We start from the raw sequence: 21,152 nt of genomic DNA on the forward strand, positions 1-21,152 counted from the left end.
CACGCCTTTGTGCGGGACGTTCTTCGGTTGTCCGTCCGTCGGACGGTCGTCCCGTCCGTCAGACCGCGAGGGCGCGGTCCGTCGGGCGGATCGGGGCCGGCAGTTCGCTGGCTCCGGTCAGGAAGCTGTCGGCGCCGCGGGCGGCCGAGCGGCCCTCCGCGATCGCCCAGACGATGAGCGACTGGCCGCGGCCGGCGTCACCGGCGACGAACACACCCGGCACGTTGGTCTGGAAGTCGGCGTCCCGGGCGATGTTACCCCGTGCGTCGAGCTCCAGGCCGAACTGGTCGACCAGTCCGTTCTCCCGGTCGGTGCCGGTGAAGCCCATGGCGAGGGTGACCAGCTGGGCGGGGATCTTGCGCTCGGTGCCCGGCTTCGGGGTGAGCTTGCCGTCGATGAACTCGACCTCGCTCATGTGCAGCCACTGGACGTTGCCGTCCTCGTCGCCCTCGAAGTGGGTGGTGGAGACGGCGTAGATTCGCTCGCCGCCCTCCTCGTGGGCCGAGGTGACCTTGTAGAGCATGGGGAAGGTCGGCCAGGGCTGGGCGACCGGGTTCCGCTCCTCGCCGGGGCGGGGCATGATCTCCAGCTGGGTGACGGAGGCCGCGCCCTGGCGGTGGGCGGTGCCCACGCAGTCGGCGCCGGTGTCGCCGCCGCCGATGACGACGACGTGCTTGCCCTCGGCGGAGATCGGCGGGGCGACGTAGTCACCCTCCTGGACCTTGTTGGCCAGGGGGAGGTACTCCATGGCCTGGTAGATGCCCTGGAGCTCGCGGCCGGGGACCGGCAGGTCGCGGGCGGTGGTGGCGCCGGCGGCGATGACGACGGCGTCGTAGCGCTTCTTCAGGTCGGTGGCCTTGAGGTCGCGGCCGATCTCGACTCCGGTGCGGAAGCGGGTGCCCTCCGCGCGCATCTGCTCGATACGGCGGTTGATGTGCCGCTTCTCCATCTTGAACTCGGGGATGCCGTAGCGCAGGAGGCCTCCGACGCGGTCCGCGCGCTCGTAGACGGCGACGGTGTGACCGGCCCGGGTGAGCTGCTGGGCGGCGGCCAGGCCCGCGGGGCCGGAGCCGATGACGGCGACGGTCTTGCCGGACAGGCGCTCGGGGATCTGCGGGGCGACGTCCCCGGTCTCCCACGCCTTGTCGATGATGGAGACCTCGACGTTCTTGATGGTGACCGGCGGCTGGTTGATGCCGAGGACGCACGCCGACTCGCAGGGGGCCGGGCACAGGCGGCCGGTGAACTCCGGGAAGTTGTTGGTGGCGTGCAGGCGCTCCTGCGCGGCCTGCCAGTCCTCGCGGTAGGCGTAGTCGTTCCACTCGGGGATCAGGTTCCCGAGCGGGCAGCCGTTGTGGCAGAACGGGATGCCGCAGTCCATGCACCGGCCGGCCTGCTTGCTGATGATCGGCAGCAGGGAGCCGGGGACGTAGACCTCGTTCCAGTCCTTGACGCGCTCCTCGACGGGGCGGGTCCTGGCGACCTCGCGTCCGTGGTTCAGGAAGCCCTTGGGATCAGCCATTGGTCGCCGCCTCCATCATCTTCTCGGTGGTCTCGGTCTCGGAGAGACCGGCTCGCTCGGCGGCGTCCTTGGCGGCGAGCACTGCCTTGTACGTGCTGGGGATGATCTTGCTGAAGCGCTCCACGGCGGTGGGCCACTCGGCGAGCAGCTTCTCGGCGACGGTCGAGCCCGTCTCCTCGCGGTGGCGGCGCACGACGTCGTGCAGCCACTGACGGTCGGTGTCGTCGAGTGCCTCGACGGCGCCGACGTTGCCGCCGTTGACGTTGTCCCGGTCGAGGTCGATGACGTAGGCGACGCCGCCGGACATGCCGGCCGCGAAGTTGCGCCCGGTCTCGCCGAGGACGACCGCGTGGCCGCCGGTCATGTACTCGCAGCCGTGGTCGCCGACGCCCTCGGAGACGACCAGCGCGCCGGAGTTGCGGACGCAGAAGCGCTCGCCGACCTTGCCGCGCAGGAACATCTCGCCGCCGGTGGCGCCGTAGCCGATGGTGTTGCCGGCGATGGTGGAGTACTCGGCGAGGTGGTCGGCGCCCCGGTCGGGGCGGACGATGATCCGGCCGCCGGAGAGGCCCTTGCCGACGTAGTCGTTGGCGTCGCCCTCCAGGCGCAGCGTGATGCCGCGCGGGACGAAGGCGCCGAAGGACTGGCCGGCGGAGCCGGTGAAGGTGATGTCGACGGTGTCGTCGGGCAGGCCCGCGCCGCCGAACTTCTTCGTGATCTCGTGGCCGAGCATGGTGCCGACGGTGCGGTTGATGTTGCGGATCGCGACCTGGGCGCGTACCGGCGCGGCCTCGGTGGCGTCGGCGCCGGCCAGCGCGTCGGAGGCGAGCTTGATCAGCTGGTTGTCGAGCGCCTTCTCCAGGCCGTGGTCCTGTTCGACGGCCTGGTGGCGCACCGCGCCCTCGGGCAGCGCGGGTACGTGGAAGAGCGGCTCGAGGTCGAGGCCCTGTGCCTTCCAGTGGTGGACGGCGCGGGTGACGTCGAGGGTCTCGGCCTGGCCGACGGCTTCCTCGATGGAGCTGAAGCCCAGCTCGGCGAGGATCTCGCGGACCTCCTCGGCGATGAACCGGAAGAAGTTCACGATGTACTCGGCCTTGCCGGAGAACCGGTCGCGCAGGACCGGGTTCTGGGTGGCGATGCCGACCGGGCAGGTGTCGAGGTGGCAGACGCGCATCATGACGCAGCCGGAGACGACGAGCGGCGCGGTCGCGAAACCGAACTCCTCGGCGCCGAGGAGGGCGGCGATGACGACGTCGCGGCCGGTCTTGAGCTGCCCGTCGGTCTGGACGACGATCCGGTCGCGCAGGCCGTTGAGCAGCAGGGTCTGCTGGGTCTCGGCGAGGCCGAGCTCCCAGGGGCCGCCGGCGTGCTTGAGCGAGGTGAGCGGGGAGGCGCCGGTGCCGCCGTCGTGGCCGGAGATGAGGACGACGTCCGCGTGCGCCTTGGACACGCCCGCCGCGACCGTGCCGACGCCGACCTCGGAGACCAGCTTGACGTGAATCCGCGCCTGCGGGTTCGCGTTCTTCAGGTCGTGGATCAGCTGGGCCAGGTCCTCGATGGAGTAGATGTCGTGGTGCGGGGGCGGGGAGATCAGGCCGACGCCGGGGGTGGAGTGCCGGGTCTTGGCGACCCAGGGGTACACCTTGTGGCCGGGCAGCTGGCCGCCCTCGCCGGGCTTGGCGCCCTGGGCCATCTTGATCTGGATGTCGTCGGCGTTGACCAGGTACTCGGAGGTGACGCCGAAGCGGCCGGAGGCGACCTGCTTGATCGAGGAGCGGCGCGCCGGGTCGTACAGGCGCTCCGGGTCCTCGCCGCCCTCACCGGTGTTGGACTTGCCGCCCAGCTGGTTCATGGCGATGGCGAGGGTCTCGTGCGCCTCCTGGGAGATGGAGCCGTACGACATGGCGCCGGTGGAGAAGCGCTTGACGATCTCGGAGACGGGCTCGACCTCGTCGAGGGGGATCGGCTGCCGGCCGTCGGCTCCGGACTTGAAGCCGAAGAGGCCGCGCAGCGTCATGAGGCGCTCGGACTGCTCGTTGACGCGCTCGGTGTACTTCTTGAAGATGTCGTACTCGCCGGAGCGCGTGGAGTGCTGGAGGCGGAAGACCGTCTCCGGGTCGAACAGGTGCGGCTCGCCCTCGCGGCGCCACTGGTACTCGCCGCCGATGTCCAGCGCGCGGTGGGCGGGCGCGATGCCGCTGGCCGGGTAGGCCTTGGCGTGGCGGGCGGCGACCTCCTCGGCGACGACGTCGATGCCGACGCCGCCGATCTTGGTGGCGGTGCCGTTGAAGTACTTCGCGACGAAGGCCTCGTCGAGACCGACGGCCTCGAAGACCTGGGCGCCGCGGTAGGAGGCGACGGTGGAGATGCCCATCTTGGACATGACCTTGAGGACGCCCTTGCCGAGGGCGTAGATCAGGTTGCGGATGGCCTGCTCGGGCTCGCCGTCGACGGCCTGGAGGAAGGTGCCCGCGCGGACCAGGTCCTCGACGGACTCCATGGCCAGGTACGGGTTGACGGCGGCGGCGCCGTAGCCGATGAGCAGGGCGACGTGGTGGACCTCACGGACGTCGCCGGCCTCGACGAGCAGACCCACCTGGGTGCGCTGCTTGGTGCGGATGAGGTGGTGGTGGACGGCCGCGGTGAGCAGCAGCGAGGGGATCGGCGCGTGTTCGGCGTCCGAGTGGCGGTCGGACAGGACGATCAGCCGGGCGCCGTTCTCGATGGCGGCGTCGGCCTCGGCGCAGATCTCCTCTATGCGCGCGGCCAGGCTGTCGCCGCCGCCGTGTACCCGGTAGAGGCCGGAGAGGGTCGCGGCCTTGAAGCCGGGCATGTCGCCGTCGGCGTTGATGTGGATGAGCTTGGCCAGCTCGTCGTTGTCGATGACCGGGAAGGGCAGCAGGACGGTGCGGCAGGAGGCGGCCGTCGGGTCGAGCAGGTTGCCCTGCGGGCCCAGCGAGGAGCGCAGGGAGGTGACCAGTTCCTCGCGGATCGCGTCCAGCGGCGGGTTGGTGACCTGCGCGAACAGCTGGGTGAAGTAGTCGAAGAGCAGCCGGGGGCGGTCGGAGAGCGCGGCGATCGGCGAGTCGGTGCCCATGGAGCCGATCGGCTCGGCGCCGGCCTTGGCCATCGGCGCGAGGATGACGCGCAGCTCCTCCTCGGTGTAGCCGAAGGTCTGCTGGCGGCGGGTGACCGAGGCGTGGGTGTGCACGATGTGCTCGCGCTCGGGCAGGTCGGACAGCTCGATCTCGCCGGCCTCGATCCACTCGGCGTACGGCTCCTCCGCCGCGAGCTGGGCCTTGATCTCGTCGTCCTCGATGATGCGGTGCTCGGCGGTGTCCACGAGGAACATGCGGCCGGGCTGCAGGCGGCCCTTGCGGACGACCTTGGCCGGGTCGATGTCCAGGACGCCGACCTCGGAGCCGAGGACGACGAGGCCGTCGTCGGTGACCCAGTAGCGGCCGGGGCGCAGGCCGTTGCGGTCGAGCACGGCGCCGACCTGGGTGCCGTCGGTGAAGGTGACGCAGGCGGGGCCGTCCCAGGGCTCCATCATCGTGGAGTGGAACTGGTAGAAGGCGCGCCGGGCCGGGTCCATGGAGTCGTGGTTCTCCCACGCCTCCGGGATCATCATCAGCACGGAGTGCGGCAGGGACCGCCCGCCGAGGTGCAGCAGCTCCAGGACCTCGTCGAAGGAGGCGGAGTCGGAGGCGTCCGGCGTGCAGATCGGGAAGATCCGCTCCAGGTCCGACGACGAGCCGAACAGGCCGGAGGCGAGCTGGGACTCGCGGGCGACCATCCAGTTGCGGTTGCCCTTGACCGTGTTGATCTCGCCGTTGTGCGCGACGAAGCGGTACGGGTGGGCGAGCGGCCAGGCCGGGAAGGTGTTCGTCGAGAACCGGGAGTGCACGAGCGCGATCGCGGAGGCGAAGCGGCGGTCGGACAGGTCCGGGAAGAAGGGTTCCAGCTGGCCGGTGGTCAGCATGCCCTTGTAGACGATGGTGCGCGCGGACAGCGACGGGAAGTAGACGCCGGCCTCGCGTTCGGCGCGCTTGCGCAGCGCGAAGGCGTGGCGGTCCAGGGCGACGCCCTGGGACACGCCGTCGGCCACGAAGATCTGGCGGAAGGCCGGCATCGTCGAGCGGGCGGTGGCGCCCAGCATCTGCGGGGCGACCGGGACCTCGCGCCAGCCGAGGACGGTGAGGCCCTCCTCGGTCGCGATCGTCTCGATGCGCGAGACGGCGTCCTCGGTGTCGTCCTCCGGCAGGAAGGCGATGCCGACGGCGTACGCCCCGGCCTCGGGCAGTTCGAATCCGGCCACTTCGCGGAAGAAGGCGTCCGGCACCTGGGAGAGGATGCCCGCGCCGTCGCCGGAGTCGGGCTCGGAGCCGGTGGCGCCTCGGTGTTCCAGGTTGCGCAGCACGGTGAGCGCCTGGTCGACCAGGGCGTGGGACGCCTCGCCGGTGAGGGTGGCGACGAATCCGACGCCGCAGGCGTCGTGCTCGTTGCGGGGGTCGTACATACCCTGCGCAGCAGGGCGAGCATCCATGAAGGACCGGTTCTGGCCATTCGCGGAGTGCTGGGACGGCTGGCGCGGCGTACGCATCGGCTCTCCCGTCGTCGTCATCTGGCATGTGCAAGTGCCGAGGGACGACGTTGGCCCTCTGCTGGGATCAAAATTTGGTGCAGATTACATGATGGAGCGGTTCTCGGAAAGCGGGATGATCCGTTCCATCATGCGGACACCTGGGGTGGCGGCGGGGGTACCGCGCCCGGCGGTGAAGGCTGTGGAGACCGAGGCGGACAGATCGATGTCCGTCGGTCCGAAGGCGCGGAGGGAGCGCCGTCGCTCGCCCCGCGGGTGCGCGGGAGGCCTCATTGCCTACAGCGCTTACGGCTCATGCCCGGAGATTACGCGCTCGAAACCAGTGAGTAACGGCTACTTATGCGGACCACCGCATAAGTTCGAGCCGGGCTATCCTACGGCCGTTCCGAACACGCTGCCCAGGGCGTACGTCACACCGGCCGCGGCGCCTCCGAGGGCGAGCTGCCGCAGTCCGCTGTACCACCAGCTGCGCGCCGTCACCTTGGCGACCACCGCGCCGCACAGGAACAGCCCGGCCAGGGCGAGCAGCACCGCGGGCCACAGCGCGTCGGCGCCCAGCAGGAACGGCAGGACGGGGAGCAGGGCGCCCAGCGCGAACGAACCGAACGACGAGACGGCCGCGACCAGCGGCGAGGGCAGATCGCCGGGGTCGATGCCCAGCTCCTCGCGGGCGTGTATCTCCAGGGCCTGCTCGGGGTCGCGCGACAGCTGGCGGGCCACCTCGCGCGCGAGGCCCCTCTCGACGCCGCGGGCCTCGTAGAGCGCGGCCAGCTCGGCCTCCTCGTCCGCCGGGTGCTTCCTCAGCTCCTGGCGTTCCACGTCCAGCTCGGCCTCGACGAGCTCGCGCTGCGAGGCGACGGAGGTGTACTCGCCGGCGGCCATGGAGAAGGCGCCGGCGGCCAGGCCGGCCAGTCCGCTCAGTACGACGGTCTGCTGACCGGCCGCGCCGCCCGCGACACCGGTCATCAGGGCGAGGTTGGAGACCAGGCCGTCCATCGCGCCGAAGACGGCGGGGCGCAGCCAGCCGCCGTTCACGTCGCGGTGCGTGTGGTTGTCACGGTGCGCCTCGTGCAGCGGCGCCTCGGTTTCGATGATGGCCATGAGGGTGCCCCCGGGAGGTTGGTACGGAAGCCAGTTTGGACAAGTTCTATTTCTCGACAACAGCCAATCTACGCCGGTCATTTCCGCGTCGCCAGCAAGGAAAGGCTGGGCTTACCTGCGGTTTTACCCTCTGGCGCTCATCCGTGATCTTGGCTGCACAGATGTCGACCGGGTGACGCTGAGGCCTGAGAGGCTGCGCGGCGCACCTCACCGGGGACACATCCGCAAAGGGAGAGGAGAGGCCGCATGGCATCAACCGCCTGCATTCCCCCGGCCCCCGCGTCCGGGGACGCCGTCGGACTCCGCGAACGGGCCCGGGGCGCGCTGCTCGGCCTGGCCGTCGGGGACGCCCTCGGGGCTCCGGCCGAGAACATGAAACCCTCCGAGATCCGCGCCCGCTGGGGCCGCATCACGGGCTACGTGGCCAAGAAGCCGGCCGGCACCGACGACACCGAGTACGCGATCTTCTCGGGTCTGCTGCTGGCCCGCTACGGCTCCGCGCTCACCCCGGCCCATGTCGAGACGGCGTGGCACGAGTGGATCGCGGACCGGGAGGAGGGCCCGTTCCGGGGCGCGGGCTTCAGCGAACGCGGCACCCTGGAGAACCTGCGCCGCGGTCTGGCCGCCCCGGTCTCCGCCCAGCACCGCCACGCCTGGAGCGACGGACTGGCGATGCGGGCGGCGCCCCACGGCGTGTTCGCGGCGGGCCGTCCCGCCGAGGCGGCCCGGCTGGTGGCGATCGACGGCTCGGTCAGCCACGACGGCGAGGGCATCTACGGCGGCCAGGCGGTGGCGGCGGGTGTCGCGGCGGCGATGGCGGGGGCGCCGCCCGTCACGGTCGTGGCCTCCGCCCTGGCCGTCGTCCCGGAGGACTCCTGGACGGCCCGTTGCCTGCGCCGCGCGATGACGGCCGCCCACCTCGGCGAACGCGCCGTCCGCTCCGCGGTGGTCATCGGCGGCTACCCCTGGACCGACCTGGCGCCCGAGGCGGTCGCCCTGGCCTTCGGCGCGTACGCGGCGGCCGACGGCGACTTCACGGACGCCGTGCTGACGGCCGTCAACATGGGCCGCGACGCCGACACCACGGCAGCGGTGGCGGGCGCCCTGGCCGGCGCCACCCAGGGCGCCGCCGCCATCCCTGCCGAGTGGGCGGCGGCCATCGGCCCGGCCCGCGGCAGCTGCCTGCCGGCGATGGCGGGACACCACGTGCTGGAGGTGGCGGATCTGCTGACGCGGGACGCGGAAGCCCCGAAAGGCCGCTCCCGCGCCACCCGGCCCCGGGACACCCCGCGGGACGCGCCCCCTCACCGCGGCGGCCCCCCGGCCGAACGCGCCGCACCGCACGCCGGTTCCGTACCGGGCCCGGTCGGCGCGGGCCCCACCGGTCCGCGGCAGACACCAGGGCACGAGCCGAGACCCGCGGCGGGGCACGGGCCGGACGACGGACCCACTCCGGCACCGGACGACGGAAGCGCTCCGGTACTGGGCGACGGGCTCGCTCCGCAACCGGACGACGGAAGCGCTCCGGCACCGGACGACGGACTCTCTCCGGCACCGGACGACAGACTCACTCCGCGACCGGACGACGGACTCACTCCGCACCGGGAAGGCGGAAGCGCTCCGGCACCCGGCCACGCGCTCGCAGGGCACGGCGGCCCCGTACGGACCGACACCCTCGCGGCACCGGGCAGGCGCCCGGCGCGGCACGGCCCGCCCGTACCGGAGGCGAGCCCCGCCGGGCGGGAAGGGAACGAACCCGCGCCGGACGGCGACGCGGCGGCGGGGGTGACACCGTGAGCAGGTCACGTCCCGCCGGTGAGGAACCGGTCACCACCGCGTACGTCGCCCCGCCCGGCGCACCGGAGGAGGCCGCGCCCACCGGGAGCGGGCACCGGCCGGGGACCGAGCCCGCAGCCCCGCCCCGCACGCCAGGCACCGAACCCGTCGCCCCGCCCCGCACGCCCGGGACCGGGCCCGTCGCACCGCCCCGCACGCCTGGGACCGGGCCCGCCGCGCCGCCCCGCCCGGTGACGCGGCCCGACCGCGTCGAAGGGCTCCTCCTCGGACTCGCCGCGGGGGACGCCGCCGGCTGGCCCGCCGCCCGGCACCGGGCCGCCCGGATGCCCGAGTGGACGCGCCGCCTCACCCGCGAACTGGACACCTTCGCCGAGCAGAACGCGACCACCACCCTCCCCGTCCCCATCGCGCTGAACCAGCCCCCGGAGCCGCTGCGCCTCGGCCCGTCGGACGACGCCGAGTGGGCCGCCTTCGCGGCGGAGGCGGTGCTGCGCGCCGGGGACGACAGCGCGCTCGGCGACCTGAGCCGGGAACGCCGCATGCGCGCCGCGATCGACCTGACCTGGAACGCCGTCGCCAGCGAGGTGGCCGCCGCCGCGGACCGCGCCCCCGAGGTCGAGTCGGCCGTACTTCCGCTGCGCGCCCGCATCTCGGTACGGGCCGGGCTGGGCAACCTCGCCACCGGCCTGCGCCCGCCCGCCACCGGCCACGACAACCCGCACTACTTCGACGACGCCGCCTGCGTGCGGGCCTGCGTCCTCGCCGTAGTCCACCCCGGCGCCCCGCGCCTCGCCGCCGACCTCGCCGAGTTCGACGCCCGGTACACCCAGGACGGCGACGGAGTGCACGGCGCCCGGGCCATGGCGGCGGCACTGTCGTGCGCCCTCGACGGCGCCGGCGTACGCGCCTGTGTCACGGCCGCGCTCGCCGAGCTGCCCGAGGAGACGGAGATCGGCCGCAACGCCCGCCACGCACTGGCGCTGGCGGCGGACGCCGAGAGCGCCTTCGCCCTCGTCCCGCTGCTGGAGCACGACATCGTCGACCACGTCTACAGCTACGGCATCGCCGCCGCCGAGACCGTCCCGGTCGCCCTCGCCCTGGCCACCGCGGCCGGGGGCCGCCTCGCGGAGGCGGTACCGGCGGCTGCCTGCCTCTCCCGGCTCGCGGACTCCGCCCCCGCACTGGCGGGCGCCCTCACCGGCGCACTGGGCGGCGGCACGTCGGTCCCCGCGTCCTGGCGGGAGACCTGCCGCACCCTCCCCGGCTGCGTACTGCCCCGGCTCACCGGCACCGACCTGGTCGAACTCGCCGGCCTCCTGCACGCCACGCAACCGTCCCGACCAGAAGGGCGACAGACGACATGAGGACACCCGGCACTACGGACGACGGCCCGACGGGCCACGGCACAGCGGACAACGGCACGGCGTTCAACGCCGGCGCGGGTCTGGACGAGCGCGTCACCGGCGCCCTCGTCGGCGCGGCCGTCGGTGACGCGCTCGGCGGCCCGGTCGAGGGCTACTCCCCCGAGCAGATCCTCGAACGCCACGGCGGCCGCGTCCACGGCGTCGTCGGCCCCTGGAACGGCGACGCCTGGCGCACCGCCCGCCCCGTCGCCCCCTACCACAAGGGCGACGGCCACGTCACCGACGACACCTTGATGACCCACGCGCTGGTACGGGTCTACGGCACGGTCCGCGACCACCTCGACGCCCACGCGGTCGCCGAACACCTGGTCCCGGACCTGATGACCACCCCGCGATGGATCCCGGAACTGGAGGCCGAGGCACTCCCGCTCCAGCGGATCTTCCTGGCGGAGAAGTGGCTGGTGGCCAGGGTCCACTACGGCCACGTCGACCCGCGCGAAGCGGGCACCGGCAACATCGTCAACTGCGGTGCCGCGATGTACATGGCCCCGGTCGGCCTGGTCAACGCCGCCCACCCGGCGGGCGCCTACGCCGAGGCGCTGGACGTCGCGGGCGCGCACCAGTCGTCGTACGGCCGGGAGGCGGCCGGTGTCCTCGCGGCGGCGGTGGCCGCGGCCTGCGCGCCCGGGGCGACGCCGGACTCGGTGGTGGCGGCGTGTCTGTCCCTGGCGAAGGACGGCACCCGGGCGGCGATCGAGGCGGTCTGCGACGTGGCCTCGCGGTACTCGGACTTCGAGTCGGCGCTCGGGCCGCTGCGGGAGGCGGTGGCGCCGTACGACACGGTGGGCCCCGACTACCGCGCGCCCTCACTGGCCGCCCGCCGCCCGTCCCGGGTCCACTCGATCGAGGAACTGCCCGTCGCCCTCGGCATGCTGCTCGTCTCCGGCGGCGACTACCGGCACGCGGTCCTCGGCGCGGTGAACTACGGCCGCGACTGCGACTCCATCGCCACCATGGCGGGCGCGCTGGCCGGGGCGCTGGGCTCACCGGTCCCGGAGGACTGGGCGAAGACGGTCGCCGAGGCGAGCCGCCTGGACCTCTGGGAACCGGCCGCGACGCTCACCGCGGTGGCCCGGGAGGTCTTCGGGCGCGACGTGGCGCGGCGCCGCGCCCACGAGCAGGCGTTCACCGCGATCAAAGGGGCGGGATGCTCCGACTGACCTGGGTCCAGCCCGAGGACCTGATCGGCCACGAGCTGCGCCAGGCGGCGCAGGACGGCCGCGACCCGTCGGCGATCGCGGCGCGCTGGCGAGCGGCCGGCGGCTGCGAGGCCCCCGCCCGGGCCGGCGCCTCCTCCCGGCCGGCCTCCCCCTGCCTGCGCCTGCTGGCGGAAGACCTGCTGGACGAACTGGCCGCCCTGCCGAGCCCTCTGGCGGACGCGGAGCCGACGGACCTGGACCGGATCCGGGCCCTGTGCCCGGACTGGCCCACGCCGCGCCCCTCGTCCGGCCCGGCCACGGCCCCGTTCCGTCCCGGGGCCGTCTCCCGGCCCGTCGCAGCCACGCCCCGACCCGCAGCCATGTCCCGCCCCGCAGCCATGTCCCGTGCCCGCCTGGAAGCCGCCTGGCTGGGCAGAGCCGTCGGCTGTCTCCTCGGCAAACCCGTCGAGAAACTCCCCCTGACCGGCATCCGGCGTCTCGCCAAGGCCACCGGCAACTGGCCCCCGACCACCTATTTCACCGCCCGGGGCCTGCCCGAGGACCTCACCGGCGCGTACCCGTGGAACCGCCGTTCCGCACCCACCTCCCTCGCCGAGAACATCGACGGCATGCCCGAGGACGACGACCTCAACTACCCCCTCCTGGGCCTCCTGCTCCTCCAGCGCCACGGCAGGGCCTTCACCACCGCCGACGTCGCCCGCGTCTGGCTCGACGAACTCCCCGCAGGCCGCACCTTCACCGCCGAACGCCTCGCCTACCGCAACCTCCTCACCGGTCTCGAACCCCCGCACACCGCCCGCCACCGCAACCCCTTCCGCGAGTGGATCGGCGCCCTGATCCGCGCCGACGTGCACGGCTGGACCAACCCCGGCGACCCGGCCGCCGCCGCCGGGCAGGCGCACCGCGACGCGACCCTCACGCACACCGCGAGCGGCGTCCACGCGGCGATGTTCGCGGCGGCCGTCATCGCCACCGCCGCCACCGGCGCCCACGACGTCCACGCCTGCCTGCGCGCCGGCCTCACGGTCGTACCGCCCGGCTCCCGCCTCGCCGAGGCGGTCCGGCACGCCGTCCACCTCGCCGAGACGCACGCCGACTTCGACACGGTCGTGGACGCGCTCCACGCCCGCCACTCCCCCACCCACCACTGGGTCCACGCCGTCCCCAACACCGCCCTGATCGCCGCCGCCCTCACCCACGCGGACGGCGACTTCACCGGCTCGGTCTCCCGCGCGGTCTCCGGCGGCTGGGACACCGACTCCAACGGCGCCACCGCCGGCAGCGTCGCCGGGCTCCTCGCCGGTTGTCCCGCCGCCCTGCCCGAGCACTGGACGGCCCCGCTGAAGAACCGCCTGGCCACCTCCGTCGGCGACTTCGACGGCACCGGCTTCGACGCCCTCGCCCACCTCACCCACCGGGAGGCCACCCGCCCATGCCCCAGTCCCAGCCCCGCCTGACCTCCGCCCCCGAGCCCCCGGCCGGTCCGGGCTCCCCCGGCTCCCCGGCCCAGCCCCTGACCGGTCTGCGCGTCCTCGACCTCGCCACCCTCTTCGCGGGCCCGCTGGCCGCCACCATGCTCGGCGACTTCGGCGCCGAGGTCGTCAAGGTCGAACACCCCGACCGGCCCGACCCCTCCCGGGGCCACGGCCCGTCCAAGGACGGCATCGGCCTGTGGTGGAAGCTGCTGGGCCGCAACAAGCGCACGATCACCCTGGACCTGTCCAAGCCCGCCGGCCGCACCACCCTGCTCCGTCTCGCCTCGACCGCGGACGTCGTCATCGAGAACTTCCGCCCGGGCACCCTGGAGAGGTGGGACCTGGGCTGGGACGAGCTGTCCGCCGTCAACCCCCGTCTGGTCCTCACCCGGGTCACCGGCTTCGGCCAGTTCGGCCCGTACGCGCGCCGCCCCGGCTTCGGCACCCTCGCCGAGGCCATGAGCGGCTTCGCCGCGATGACCGGCGAGCCGGACGGGCCCCCGACGCTGCCGCCGTTCGGCCTCGCGGACTCGATCGCCGCCCTGGCGACGTCGTACGCCGTGATGACCGCGCTCGCCGCGCGGGAGCGCACCGGTGAGGGCCAGGTCGTCGACATGGCGATCATCGAGCCGATCCTGACCGTGCTGGGCCCGCAGCCCACCTGGTACGACCAGCTCGGCCACGTCCAGCCGCGCACCGGCAACCGCTCCCAGAACAACGCCCCGCGCAACACCTACCGCACCGCCGACGGCAACTGGGTCGCCGTCTCCACCTCCGCCCAGTCGGTCGCCGAGCGCGTGATGCGCCTGGTCGGCCGCCCGGAGCTGATCGACGAGCCCTGGTTCGCCACGGGCGCCGACCGGGCCCGGCACGCCGACGTGCTCGACACGGCGGTCGGCGACTGGATCGCCCGGCACAGCCGCGCCGACGTGCTCGCCGAGTTCGAGAAGGCCCAGGCTGCGGTCGCCCCGGTCCAGGACGTGCGGGACGTGATGGCCGACCCGCAGTACCAGGCCCTCGACAGCGTCACCACCGTCGACGACCCCGAGCTGGGCCCCCTGCGCATGCAGAACGTCCTCTTCCGGCTCTCCGCGACCCCCGGCGCGATCCGCTGGGCGGGGCGCCCGCACGGCGCGGACACCGAGGAGGTGCTGACCGAGCTGGGCCTGACCCCGGCGGACGTGAAGGAGCTTCGTGAGGAGGGCGTCGTATGACCGCACCCCCGCTGACCTGGCTGTACGCCCCCGGGGACCGGCCCCGGGTGGTCGCCAAGGCGCTCGCCGCCGGTGCCGACGTGGTCGTGGTCGACCTGGAGGACGCGGTCGCCCCGGACCGCAAGGAGTACGCCCGCGAGGCCACCGCCGAGCTGCTCGGCGAGCCGCAGCCGGTGCCGGTCCACGTCCGCGTCAACGCCCTGGACGGGCCGTTCGCAGCGGCTGACCTGGCGGCGCTGGCCGCGCTGCCGGGACTGTCCGGGCTGCGGCTGCCCAAGGTGACGTCCCCCGCGCAGATCACCGGCGTCGTGGCGGCCACCGGCGGGCCGCCCCTGTACGCGCTCCTGGAGACAGCCCTGGGCGTGGAGCGGGCGTACCTCATCGCCGGCGCCCACGCGTCGCTGCGCGGCATCGCCCTGGGCGAGGCGGATCTCCGTGCCGACCTGGGTGTACGCGGCGACACCGGCCTGGACTGGTCGCGCTCGCGCGTGGTCGTGGCCGCACGGGCGGCGGGGCTGGTGCCGCCGTCGCAGACGGTGCATCCGGACACCCGGGACCTGGAGGGCCTGGCGGCGTCGTGCGCCCACGGCCGCGCGCTGGGCTTCCTCGGGCGTGCCGCGATCCATCCCCGCCAGCTGCCGATCATCGAGCGGGCCTATCTGCCCAGCGAGCGGGAGCTGGAGGAGGCGGAGACGATCGTCAAGGCGGCCACCGCGCAGCCGGGCGCGCTGGCGCTGCCGGACGGGCGGTTCGTCGACGCGGCGGTGGTGGCGACGGCCCGGCGCACCCTGTCGCTGGCCCGGCGGCCCGTCCTGTCCTGATACACGCCGAGGGCGCCCGGAGACTTCCGGGCGCCCTCGGCGACGTGCGGCGGCGGGCCGTCAGCCCTTCTTGGCCGAGTCGGCCCCGTCCTTCACGCCCTTCACGTCTTTCACGTCCTTCTCCGTGCCGTCCTCGGCGTCCGGGAGATCGGCGTCGGTTCTCTCGGGAACGGCGTCGGCGTCCGTGGTGCCGTCGTCGGCGTCGGCGTCGTCCTTCGCGTCGTCCCCGAAGCCGTCGGCGGAGGGCTCCGCGCCCGGCTCGACCAGCTGTTCCCGGCCCGGCCGCATCCGCGCCGAGAGCACCATGTACACCACGGCGAGCAGGAACACGAAGAGCGCGGTCCAGTTGTTCAGCCTGAGGCCCAGGATGTGGTGGGCGTCGTCGACGCGCAGGTACTCGGTCCAGAACCGGCCCACGCAGTAGGCGGCGACGTACAGCGCGAACGCCCGCCCGTGGCCGAGCTTGAAGCGGCGGTCGGCCCAGATGACGAGCACGGCGACGCCGACGCACCACAGCGACTCGTACAGGAAGGTCGGGTGGTACGTGCCCGGTACCCGGCCGTCGGCCGACGAGGTGATCTCCACGGCCCAGGGCAGGTCGGTGGCCTTGCCGTACAGCTCCTGGTTGAACCAGTTGCCCCAGCGGCCGATGGCCTGGGCGAGGGCGATGCCGGGGGCGACGGCGTCGGCGTACACGGGCATCGGGACGCCCATGCGCCGGGCGCCGATCCAGGCACCGAGCGCGCCGAACGCGATGGCGCCCCAGATGCCGAGGCCGCCCTCCCAGATCTTGAAGGCGTCGACCCAGTCACGGCCCTCGCTGAAGTACAGCTGGTAGTCCGTGATCACGTGGTAGAGCCGGCCGCCGACCAGGCCGAACGGAACGGCCCAGACCGCGATGTCGGCCACCGTGCCGGGCCGCCCGCCCCGGGCCACCCAGCGCCTGTTGCCGAGCCAGACGGCAACGAAGACGCCGATGATGATGCAGAACGCGTAGCCGCGCAGCGGGATGGGACCGAGGTGCAGCACCCCGCTGGACGGGCTGGGAATGAAGGCAAGTTCCATGGCAGGGTCGACGCTACCGTGTCGGAGGGGACCCGTGACGGGCAGCCCGGCTACGGGTCCGTAACGAGGGGACGGGAAGAGCGGACGGGAAGAGCGCCCCCTCGGTCATCCTGCGGACGCCCGCGGACACGCACGGACCCCCGCCGGAGCCCCGTGGGTACTCCGTCACCGCCGCGCCGCGGCGCTACTTGTTGGCGTCGAGCACCATCTGCTTCAGCTTCTCGGGGGTCATGGAGCGGTCCTGGTAGACGTTCTCGCCGTCCAGCAGGACGGTCGGTGTACCGCCGAAGCCGCCGGTGGTGAAGGCCTTGTTGGACTTCTCCACCCAGCTGTTGTGCGTGCCGTTCCTGACGCATTCCTGGAAGAGGGTGGTGTCGAGGCCGTCGACCTCGCGCGCCAGATCGAGCAGCTTGCTCTCGTCGGCGAAGGCGTCGTCGCTCTCCGCCGGCTGGTTGGCGAACAGCAGGTCGTGGTACGGCGTGAACTCGCCGGCGTCCTGGGCGCAGGCCGCCGCGTTGGCCGCCTTGCGGGAGCCGGTGCCGCCCATGTTGCCGTCGATGATCGTCGCCAGGTGGTACTCGACCTTGAGCTGCCCGGCTTCGGTGAGCTCGTGGATCGTGTCGCGGTACGCCAGCTCGAAGGCCTTGCAGGCCGGGCAGCGGAAGTCCTCCCAGATGGTGAGCGTCGACCTGGCGCTCTCCTTGCCGACGGGGATCGCGAGGCTGTCCTTCCCCTGGGCACCCGAGGGCGCCACGACCGGGCCGGCCGCCTCGCCGCCTTCGTCCTTGCCCGCGTTCGCGCCGATCACGCCGATCACCGCCGCGAGCCCCAGGACGCAGACCACGCTCGCGCCGACGATCAGCGCGCGCCGGCGCCTGTCCTTGGACCTCTGCTTCTCGCGCTCGGCCGCCAGCTTCTGACGGGCGGTGCGCTTTCCCTCTCGGTTCTTCTCGCTCACACCCCGCAGAACGAACCGGGGAGGCGCAGCGCGCCTCCCCGGTCCCAGGTCCACTCGTACGAGGGACCCCTGTCACGTGCCTGTCGTCAGGTGCCCGGCGTCACGCCTGTCCGCGCACGCCCTTCGCCAGGTCGGCGGCGAGGGTGCGGACGCCCTCCAGGCCGGCCGCGTCGTCGGGGGCGTCCAGCATCCGCTTGACGAACGCCGAGCCGACGATCACGCCGTCGGCGAAGCCGGCCACCTCGGCGGCCTGCGCGGCGTTGGAGACGCCGAGCCCGACGCAGACGGGGATGCCGGTGGTGGCGCGGGTGCGCCGCACCAGGTCCTCGGCCTGCGCGCCGACCGACTCGCGGGTGCCGGTGACGCCCATGAGGGAGGCGGCGTAGACGAATCCGCTGCCGGCCGCGGTGATCTCGGCGAGCCGCGCGTCCCTGCTGCTGGGCGCGACCACGAAGACGGTGGCGAGCCCGTGCTTGTCGGCGTGCTCCCGCCACAGCGCCGACTCCTGGACGGGCAGGTCGGGCAGGATGCACCCGGCGCCGCCCGCCTCGGCCAGCTCGGCGGTGAAGCGCTCGACGCCGTAGCGGTCGATGGGGTTCCAGTACGTCATGACGAGGATCGGCTTGCCGGTGGCCGCGTGCGCCTCGCGGACGGTGCGCATCACGTCGGCGATGCGGACGCCGCCGCGCAGGGCGATGTCGTCGGCGGTCTGGATGACGGGCCCGTCGAGGACGGGGTCGCTGTGCGGCAGGCCCACCTCGACGACGTCGGCGCCGCCGTCCAGCGCGGCCTTGACCGCCGCGATGCCGCCGTCCACGGTGGGGAAGCCGGCCGGGAGGTAGGCGATGAGGGCGGAGCGGCCCTCGGCCTTCGCCGCGGCGAGGGTGTCGTCCAGCAGTCGCACGTTCCCGCTCACTTGGCGTCCCCCTCGATCTCGGCGGTGCCGGCCTCGTCGGCGGCGACCTCGGCGTCGGTGTCGTACAGCCCGAAGTAGCGGGCGGCGGTGTCCATGTCCTTGTCGCCGCGGCCGGACAGGTTGACGACGATCAGCCCGTCCTCGCCCAGTTCCTTGCCGACCTCGATGGCGCCGGCCAGCGCGTGGGCCGACTCGATGGCCGGGATGATGCCCTCGGTGCGCGACAGCAGGCGCAGCGCCCGCATGGCGGCGTCGTCGGTGACCGCGCGGTACTCGCCGCGGCCGGAGTCCTTGAGGTAGGAGTGCTCGGGGCCGATGCCCGGGTAGTCCAGGCCGGCCGAGATGGAGTACGGCTCGGTGATCTGGCCTTCGTCGTCCTGGAGGACGTACGAGCGTGAGCCGTGCAGGATGCCGGGCTCGCCCTCGGTCAGGGTGGCCGCGTGCTCGCCGGTCTCGATGCCGTGTCCGGCGGGCTCGCAGCCGATGAGGCGGACGTCCGCGTCGGGGATGAAGGCGTGGAAGAGGCCGATGGCGTTGGAGCCGCCGCCGACGCAGGCGATCGCGGCGTCGGGGAGGCGTCCGGCCTGCTCCAGGAGCTGGCGGCGGGCCTCGACGCCGATGACGCGGTGGAAGTCGCGCACCATCGCCGGGAAGGGGTGGGGGCCGGCGACGGTGCCGAAGAGGTAGTGGGTGCGGTCGACGTTGGCGACCCAGTCGCGGAAGGCCTCGTTGATCGCGTCCTTGAGCGTGCGGCTGCCGGACTTCACGGCGATGACCTCGGCGCCGAGCATGCGCATGCGGGCCACGTTGAGGGCCTGGCGGCGGGTGTCGATCTCGCCCATGTAGATCGTGCAGTCGAGGCCGAAGAGCGCGCAGGCCGTCGCCGTCGCCACCCCGTGCTGGCCGGCGCCGGTCTCGGCGATCACCCGGGTCTTGCCCATGCGCTTGGTGAGCAGGGCCTGGCCGAGCACGTTGTTGATCTTGTGGGAGCCGGTGTGGTTGAGGTCCTCGCGCTTGAGGAAGACGCGGCAGCCTCCGGCGTGCCCGGCGAAGCGGGGTACCTCTGTGAGGGAGCTGGGCCGGCCGGTGTAGTGGACCAGCAGGTCGTCGAGCTCACGGGCGAACTCGGGATCGGCCTTCGCCTTGTCGTACTCGACGGCTACCTCGTCGACCGCCGCGACGAGGGCCTCGGGGATGAACTTGCCGCCGAACTCGCCGAAGTAGCCCTCGGCGCTGGGGACCTGCCCCTCCGGGTCGGGGATGAAGAAGTTGCTGGGCATGCGTGAACCTCACGGTGAGTGTCTGGTGTGGGCACTTTCGCCGTGGGGCGCGGGTCGTCAGGCCCCTTCGGGCCGTCTCTGGTTGCTCGCGCAGTTCCCCGCGCCCCTTACGGGGCGCTGAGGCCATCGCATGCCGTTGACCTGCCCGGGTTCGTCTCCGATGACGTAGCGCACCCTGCGACCACGCACCCTGCGCGCGGGCGCGCGGCAGCCCCGGGGCCGGCAGCCGCGCGCGAGGCGGGCATACGGGTCCCTGGTGGCGGGGGTGAGCGGGAGCGTCATCGTCGGCAAGCCTACCGGGGGTCAGCCGCGCCCGTGCCGCAGTGCCGGGTGCTCTCCGGCCGCGACCAGGTCGGAGACCGCCGTCTTCGGGTCACGGCCGGTGACCAGGGACTCACCGACCAGGACGGCGTCGGCGCCCTCGTTGGCGTAGGCGATGAGGTCGTGCGGGCCGCGGACGCCGGACTCGGCGACCTTGACGATGTGCGCGGGGATCTCGGGGGCGACCCGCTCGAAGGTGCCGCGGTCGACCTCGAGCGTCTTCAGGTTGCGCGCGTTGACGCCGATGATCCTGGCGCCGGCGTCCACCGCGCGCTCGACCTCGTCCTCGTCGTGCACCTCGACGAGCGGGGTGAGCCCGATGGACTCGGCGCGCTCGATCAGCGACTCGAGCGCCGGCTGCTCGAGGGCCGCGACGATCAGCAGCACGAGGTCGGCACCGTGCGCGCGGGCCTCCCACAGCTGGTACGAGGTGACGATGAAGTCCTTGCGCAGCACGGGGATGTCCACGCTCGCGCGGACCGAGTCCAGGTCGGCCAGCGAGCCGCCGAAGCGGCGCTCCTCGGTGAGGACGGAGATGACGGCGGCGCCACCCGCCTCGTAGTCCGCGGCGAGTCCGGCGGGGTCGGCGATGGCGGCCAGCGCGCCCTTGGACGGGCTGGAGCGCTTGACCTCGCAGATGACCTTGACGCCGTCGCCGCGCAGGGCGGACACGCCGTCCTTGGCGGGGCGAGCCTTGGCCGCGCGCTCCTTGAGCTCGTCGAGGCTGACGCGCGCCTGCCGTTCCGCGAGGTCGGCACGGACTCCGTCGATGATCTCGTCGAGCACACTCACGCGAGCGGCCCCCTTTCAGACGGCGAAACCTGTGGTCACTTGTGATGGTATCCGGAGCACGGCACGGGCCTCGCATCCGGTGGACGCCGATCGCTCCCCCGCCCTCGGACCGGCTTCGCCCGGCCCTGGCGCGAGGCACTCCCGTCCTGGACGTTCGTCAGGTGATCAAGGGATGAGCCAGCCGCCGAACGGCAGGTTCCGGACCACGGTGAAGACCAGCAGCAGCGTCCCCAGCGTCCACAGGTGCACCGGACCGAGGTCGATCCGCAGGGGGCGGCCGCGCACCACGCGGACCACCCAGACGGTCCACAGCACGGCGAAACCCAGATAGCCCAGGACGGCCGGCGCGTTGGCGTGCAGCGCGGCCAGCACGTCGCCGTGGGCGAAGGCGTGGGCGCTGCGCAGGCCGCCGCAGCCCGGGCAGTGGATGCCGGTGAAGCGCAGCAGGGGGCAGACGGGGTAGTGGCCGGGTTCGCCCGGGTCCACGTTGCCCACGTACGTGAAGGCGCCGACGACGGCCGCGAGCACTCCGGCCGGGACGGCCAGGCCCAGGAGGGCGGGCGTGCCCCGTGTCACGGTCCTGCTCCGCGTCGGCTTCCCGGTCTCGGCATCCACGCACCGCATTGTGCCCCTGCCGGGCCGTGAGCGCACGTGAGGGGCGGCTCCGGCACTCTCGTGCCGATCCGCCCCTCGGGAATGGCGT

At 73.3% G+C, this 21,152-nt stretch carries 15 protein-coding genes and 1 pseudogene; 6 read left to right on the forward strand and 10 right to left on the reverse strand.

Annotation, left to right across the window (positions count from 1 at the left end):
• Positions 1-58: 58 nt before the first annotated feature.
• From ACH4NX_RS07770 to ACH4NX_RS07780, 3 genes are all read right to left on the reverse strand, one after another.
• Positions 59-1,522 (reverse strand): glutamate synthase subunit beta, encoded by a 1,464-nt coding sequence (locus ACH4NX_RS07770; RefSeq protein ID WP_398127713.1) that lies wholly within the window; start codon positions 1,520-1,522, stop codon positions 59-61.
• Positions 1,515-6,068 carry a glutamate synthase large subunit gene (gltB, locus tag ACH4NX_RS07775; protein WP_351392479.1) on the reverse strand — a complete coding sequence of 1,518 codons (4,554 nt, stop codon included), beginning with the start codon at positions 6,066-6,068 and terminating at the stop codon, positions 1,515-1,517. Before gltB ends, ACH4NX_RS07770 begins: the two co-directional genes overlap by 8 nt.
• A gap of 426 nt (positions 6,069-6,494) precedes the next feature.
• Entirely contained in the window at positions 6,495-7,226 is a 732-nt protein-coding gene (locus ACH4NX_RS07780; protein WP_351392036.1) for a VIT1/CCC1 transporter family protein, read from the reverse strand.
• Positions 7,227-7,472: 246 nt separating this feature from the next.
• Between ACH4NX_RS07780 and ACH4NX_RS07785 the strand changes: the two are divergent.
• The 6 genes and pseudogenes from ACH4NX_RS07785 to ACH4NX_RS07810 form a co-directional block, all read left to right on the forward strand.
• A pseudogene (locus tag ACH4NX_RS07785) lies at positions 7,473-8,484 on the forward strand (ADP-ribosylglycohydrolase family protein); the annotation flags it as partial.
• Between the two features lie 535 nt (positions 8,485-9,019).
• Positions 9,020-10,387, forward strand: a complete 1,368-nt coding sequence (locus tag ACH4NX_RS07790; protein WP_351392042.1) for an ADP-ribosylglycohydrolase family protein — start codon at positions 9,020-9,022, stop codon at positions 10,385-10,387.
• Positions 10,384-11,607 carry an ADP-ribosylglycohydrolase family protein gene (locus ACH4NX_RS07795; protein WP_351392045.1) on the forward strand — a complete coding sequence of 408 codons (1,224 nt, stop codon included), beginning with the start codon at positions 10,384-10,386 and terminating at the stop codon, positions 11,605-11,607. Before ACH4NX_RS07790 ends, ACH4NX_RS07795 begins: the two co-directional genes overlap by 4 nt.
• A complete protein-coding gene (locus ACH4NX_RS07800) occupies positions 11,595-13,064 on the forward strand; it encodes an ADP-ribosylglycohydrolase family protein (RefSeq protein WP_398127714.1) in 1,470 nt (489 codons plus the stop codon). The genes ACH4NX_RS07795 and ACH4NX_RS07800 overlap by 13 nt, the downstream gene beginning before the upstream one ends.
• A complete protein-coding gene (locus tag ACH4NX_RS07805) occupies positions 13,040-14,296 on the forward strand; it encodes a CoA transferase (protein ID WP_351392050.1) in 1,257 nt (418 codons plus the stop codon). Before ACH4NX_RS07800 ends, ACH4NX_RS07805 begins: the two co-directional genes overlap by 25 nt.
• On the forward strand, positions 14,293-15,117 hold the full coding sequence (locus ACH4NX_RS07810) for a CoA ester lyase (RefSeq protein WP_351392053.1): 825 nt from the start codon (positions 14,293-14,295) through the stop codon (positions 15,115-15,117). Before ACH4NX_RS07805 ends, ACH4NX_RS07810 begins: the two co-directional genes overlap by 4 nt.
• A gap of 60 nt (positions 15,118-15,177) precedes the next feature.
• Here the strand turns inward: ACH4NX_RS07810 and lgt are convergent, their stop codons facing one another.
• From lgt to ACH4NX_RS07845, 7 genes are all read right to left on the reverse strand, one after another.
• The gene (gene lgt / locus ACH4NX_RS07815; RefSeq protein ID WP_351392056.1) at positions 15,178-16,182 is read right to left on the reverse strand and encodes a prolipoprotein diacylglyceryl transferase; all 1,005 of its coding nucleotides are present in this window, start codon (positions 16,180-16,182) and stop codon (positions 15,178-15,180) included.
• Positions 16,183-16,366: 184 nt separating this feature from the next.
• Positions 16,367-17,140 carry a DsbA family protein gene (locus tag ACH4NX_RS07820; RefSeq protein WP_398127715.1) on the reverse strand — a complete coding sequence of 258 codons (774 nt, stop codon included), beginning with the start codon at positions 17,138-17,140 and terminating at the stop codon, positions 16,367-16,369.
• Positions 17,141-17,240: 100 nt separating this feature from the next.
• On the reverse strand, positions 17,241-18,056 hold the full coding sequence (trpA, locus tag ACH4NX_RS07825) for a tryptophan synthase subunit alpha (protein WP_398127716.1): 816 nt from the start codon (positions 18,054-18,056) through the stop codon (positions 17,241-17,243).
• Positions 18,053-19,336 carry a tryptophan synthase subunit beta gene (gene trpB / locus ACH4NX_RS07830; RefSeq protein WP_398127717.1) on the reverse strand — a complete coding sequence of 428 codons (1,284 nt, stop codon included), beginning with the start codon at positions 19,334-19,336 and terminating at the stop codon, positions 18,053-18,055. The genes trpA and trpB overlap by 4 nt, the downstream gene beginning before the upstream one ends.
• A 57-nt stretch (positions 19,337-19,393) precedes the next feature.
• Positions 19,394-19,618: a tryptophan biosynthesis modulator TrpM gene (gene trpM / locus ACH4NX_RS07835; RefSeq protein ID WP_398127718.1), complete on the reverse strand. Its 225-nt coding sequence runs from the start codon at positions 19,616-19,618 to the stop codon at positions 19,394-19,396.
• A gap of 21 nt (positions 19,619-19,639) precedes the next feature.
• Complete coding sequence (gene trpC / locus ACH4NX_RS07840; RefSeq protein WP_351392067.1) at positions 19,640-20,449, reverse strand: indole-3-glycerol phosphate synthase TrpC; 810 nt, start codon at positions 20,447-20,449, stop codon at positions 19,640-19,642.
• Positions 20,450-20,614: 165 nt separating this feature from the next.
• Positions 20,615-21,073, reverse strand: a complete 459-nt coding sequence (locus ACH4NX_RS07845; RefSeq protein ID WP_351392070.1) for a DUF2752 domain-containing protein — start codon at positions 21,071-21,073, stop codon at positions 20,615-20,617.
• Positions 21,074-21,152 lie beyond the last annotated feature (79 nt).

Origin of the sequence: Streptomyces sp. NPDC017225 (genome assembly GCF_044331465.1) — a bacterium.
GTDB lineage: Bacteria > Actinomycetota > Actinomycetes > Streptomycetales > Streptomycetaceae > Streptomyces.

What these genes read in the sequence shown, in the direction of transcription:
- lgt (WP_351392056.1), bottom strand. Translation starts at nt 16,182, where the DNA reads ATGGAACTTGCCTTCATTCCCAGCCCGTCCAGCGGGGTGCTGCACCTC.
- trpB (WP_398127717.1), bottom strand. Translation starts at nt 19,336, where the DNA reads ATGCCCAGCAACTTCTTCATCCCCGACCCGGAGGGGCAGGTCCCCAGC.
- gltB (WP_351392479.1), bottom strand. Translation starts at nt 6,068, where the DNA reads ATGGATGCTCGCCCTGCTGCGCAGGGTATGTACGACCCCCGCAACGAG.
- trpM (WP_398127718.1), bottom strand. Translation starts at nt 19,618, where the DNA reads ATGACGCTCCCGCTCACCCCCGCCACCAGGGACCCGTATGCCCGCCTC.
- ACH4NX_RS07770 (WP_398127713.1), bottom strand. Translation starts at nt 1,522, where the DNA reads ATGGCTGATCCCAAGGGCTTCCTGAACCACGGACGCGAGGTCGCCAGG.
- ACH4NX_RS07800 (WP_398127714.1), top strand. Translation starts at nt 11,595, where the DNA reads ATGCTCCGACTGACCTGGGTCCAGCCCGAGGACCTGATCGGCCACGAG.
- ACH4NX_RS07780 (WP_351392036.1), bottom strand. Translation starts at nt 7,226, where the DNA reads ATGGCCATCATCGAAACCGAGGCGCCGCTGCACGAGGCGCACCGTGAC.
- ACH4NX_RS07795 (WP_351392045.1), top strand. Translation starts at nt 10,384, where the DNA reads ATGAGGACACCCGGCACTACGGACGACGGCCCGACGGGCCACGGCACA.
- ACH4NX_RS07810 (WP_351392053.1), top strand. Translation starts at nt 14,293, where the DNA reads ATGACCGCACCCCCGCTGACCTGGCTGTACGCCCCCGGGGACCGGCCC.
- ACH4NX_RS07845 (WP_351392070.1), bottom strand. Translation starts at nt 21,073, where the DNA reads ATGCGGTGCGTGGATGCCGAGACCGGGAAGCCGACGCGGAGCAGGACC.
- ACH4NX_RS07805 (WP_351392050.1), top strand. Translation starts at nt 13,040, where the DNA reads ATGCCCCAGTCCCAGCCCCGCCTGACCTCCGCCCCCGAGCCCCCGGCC.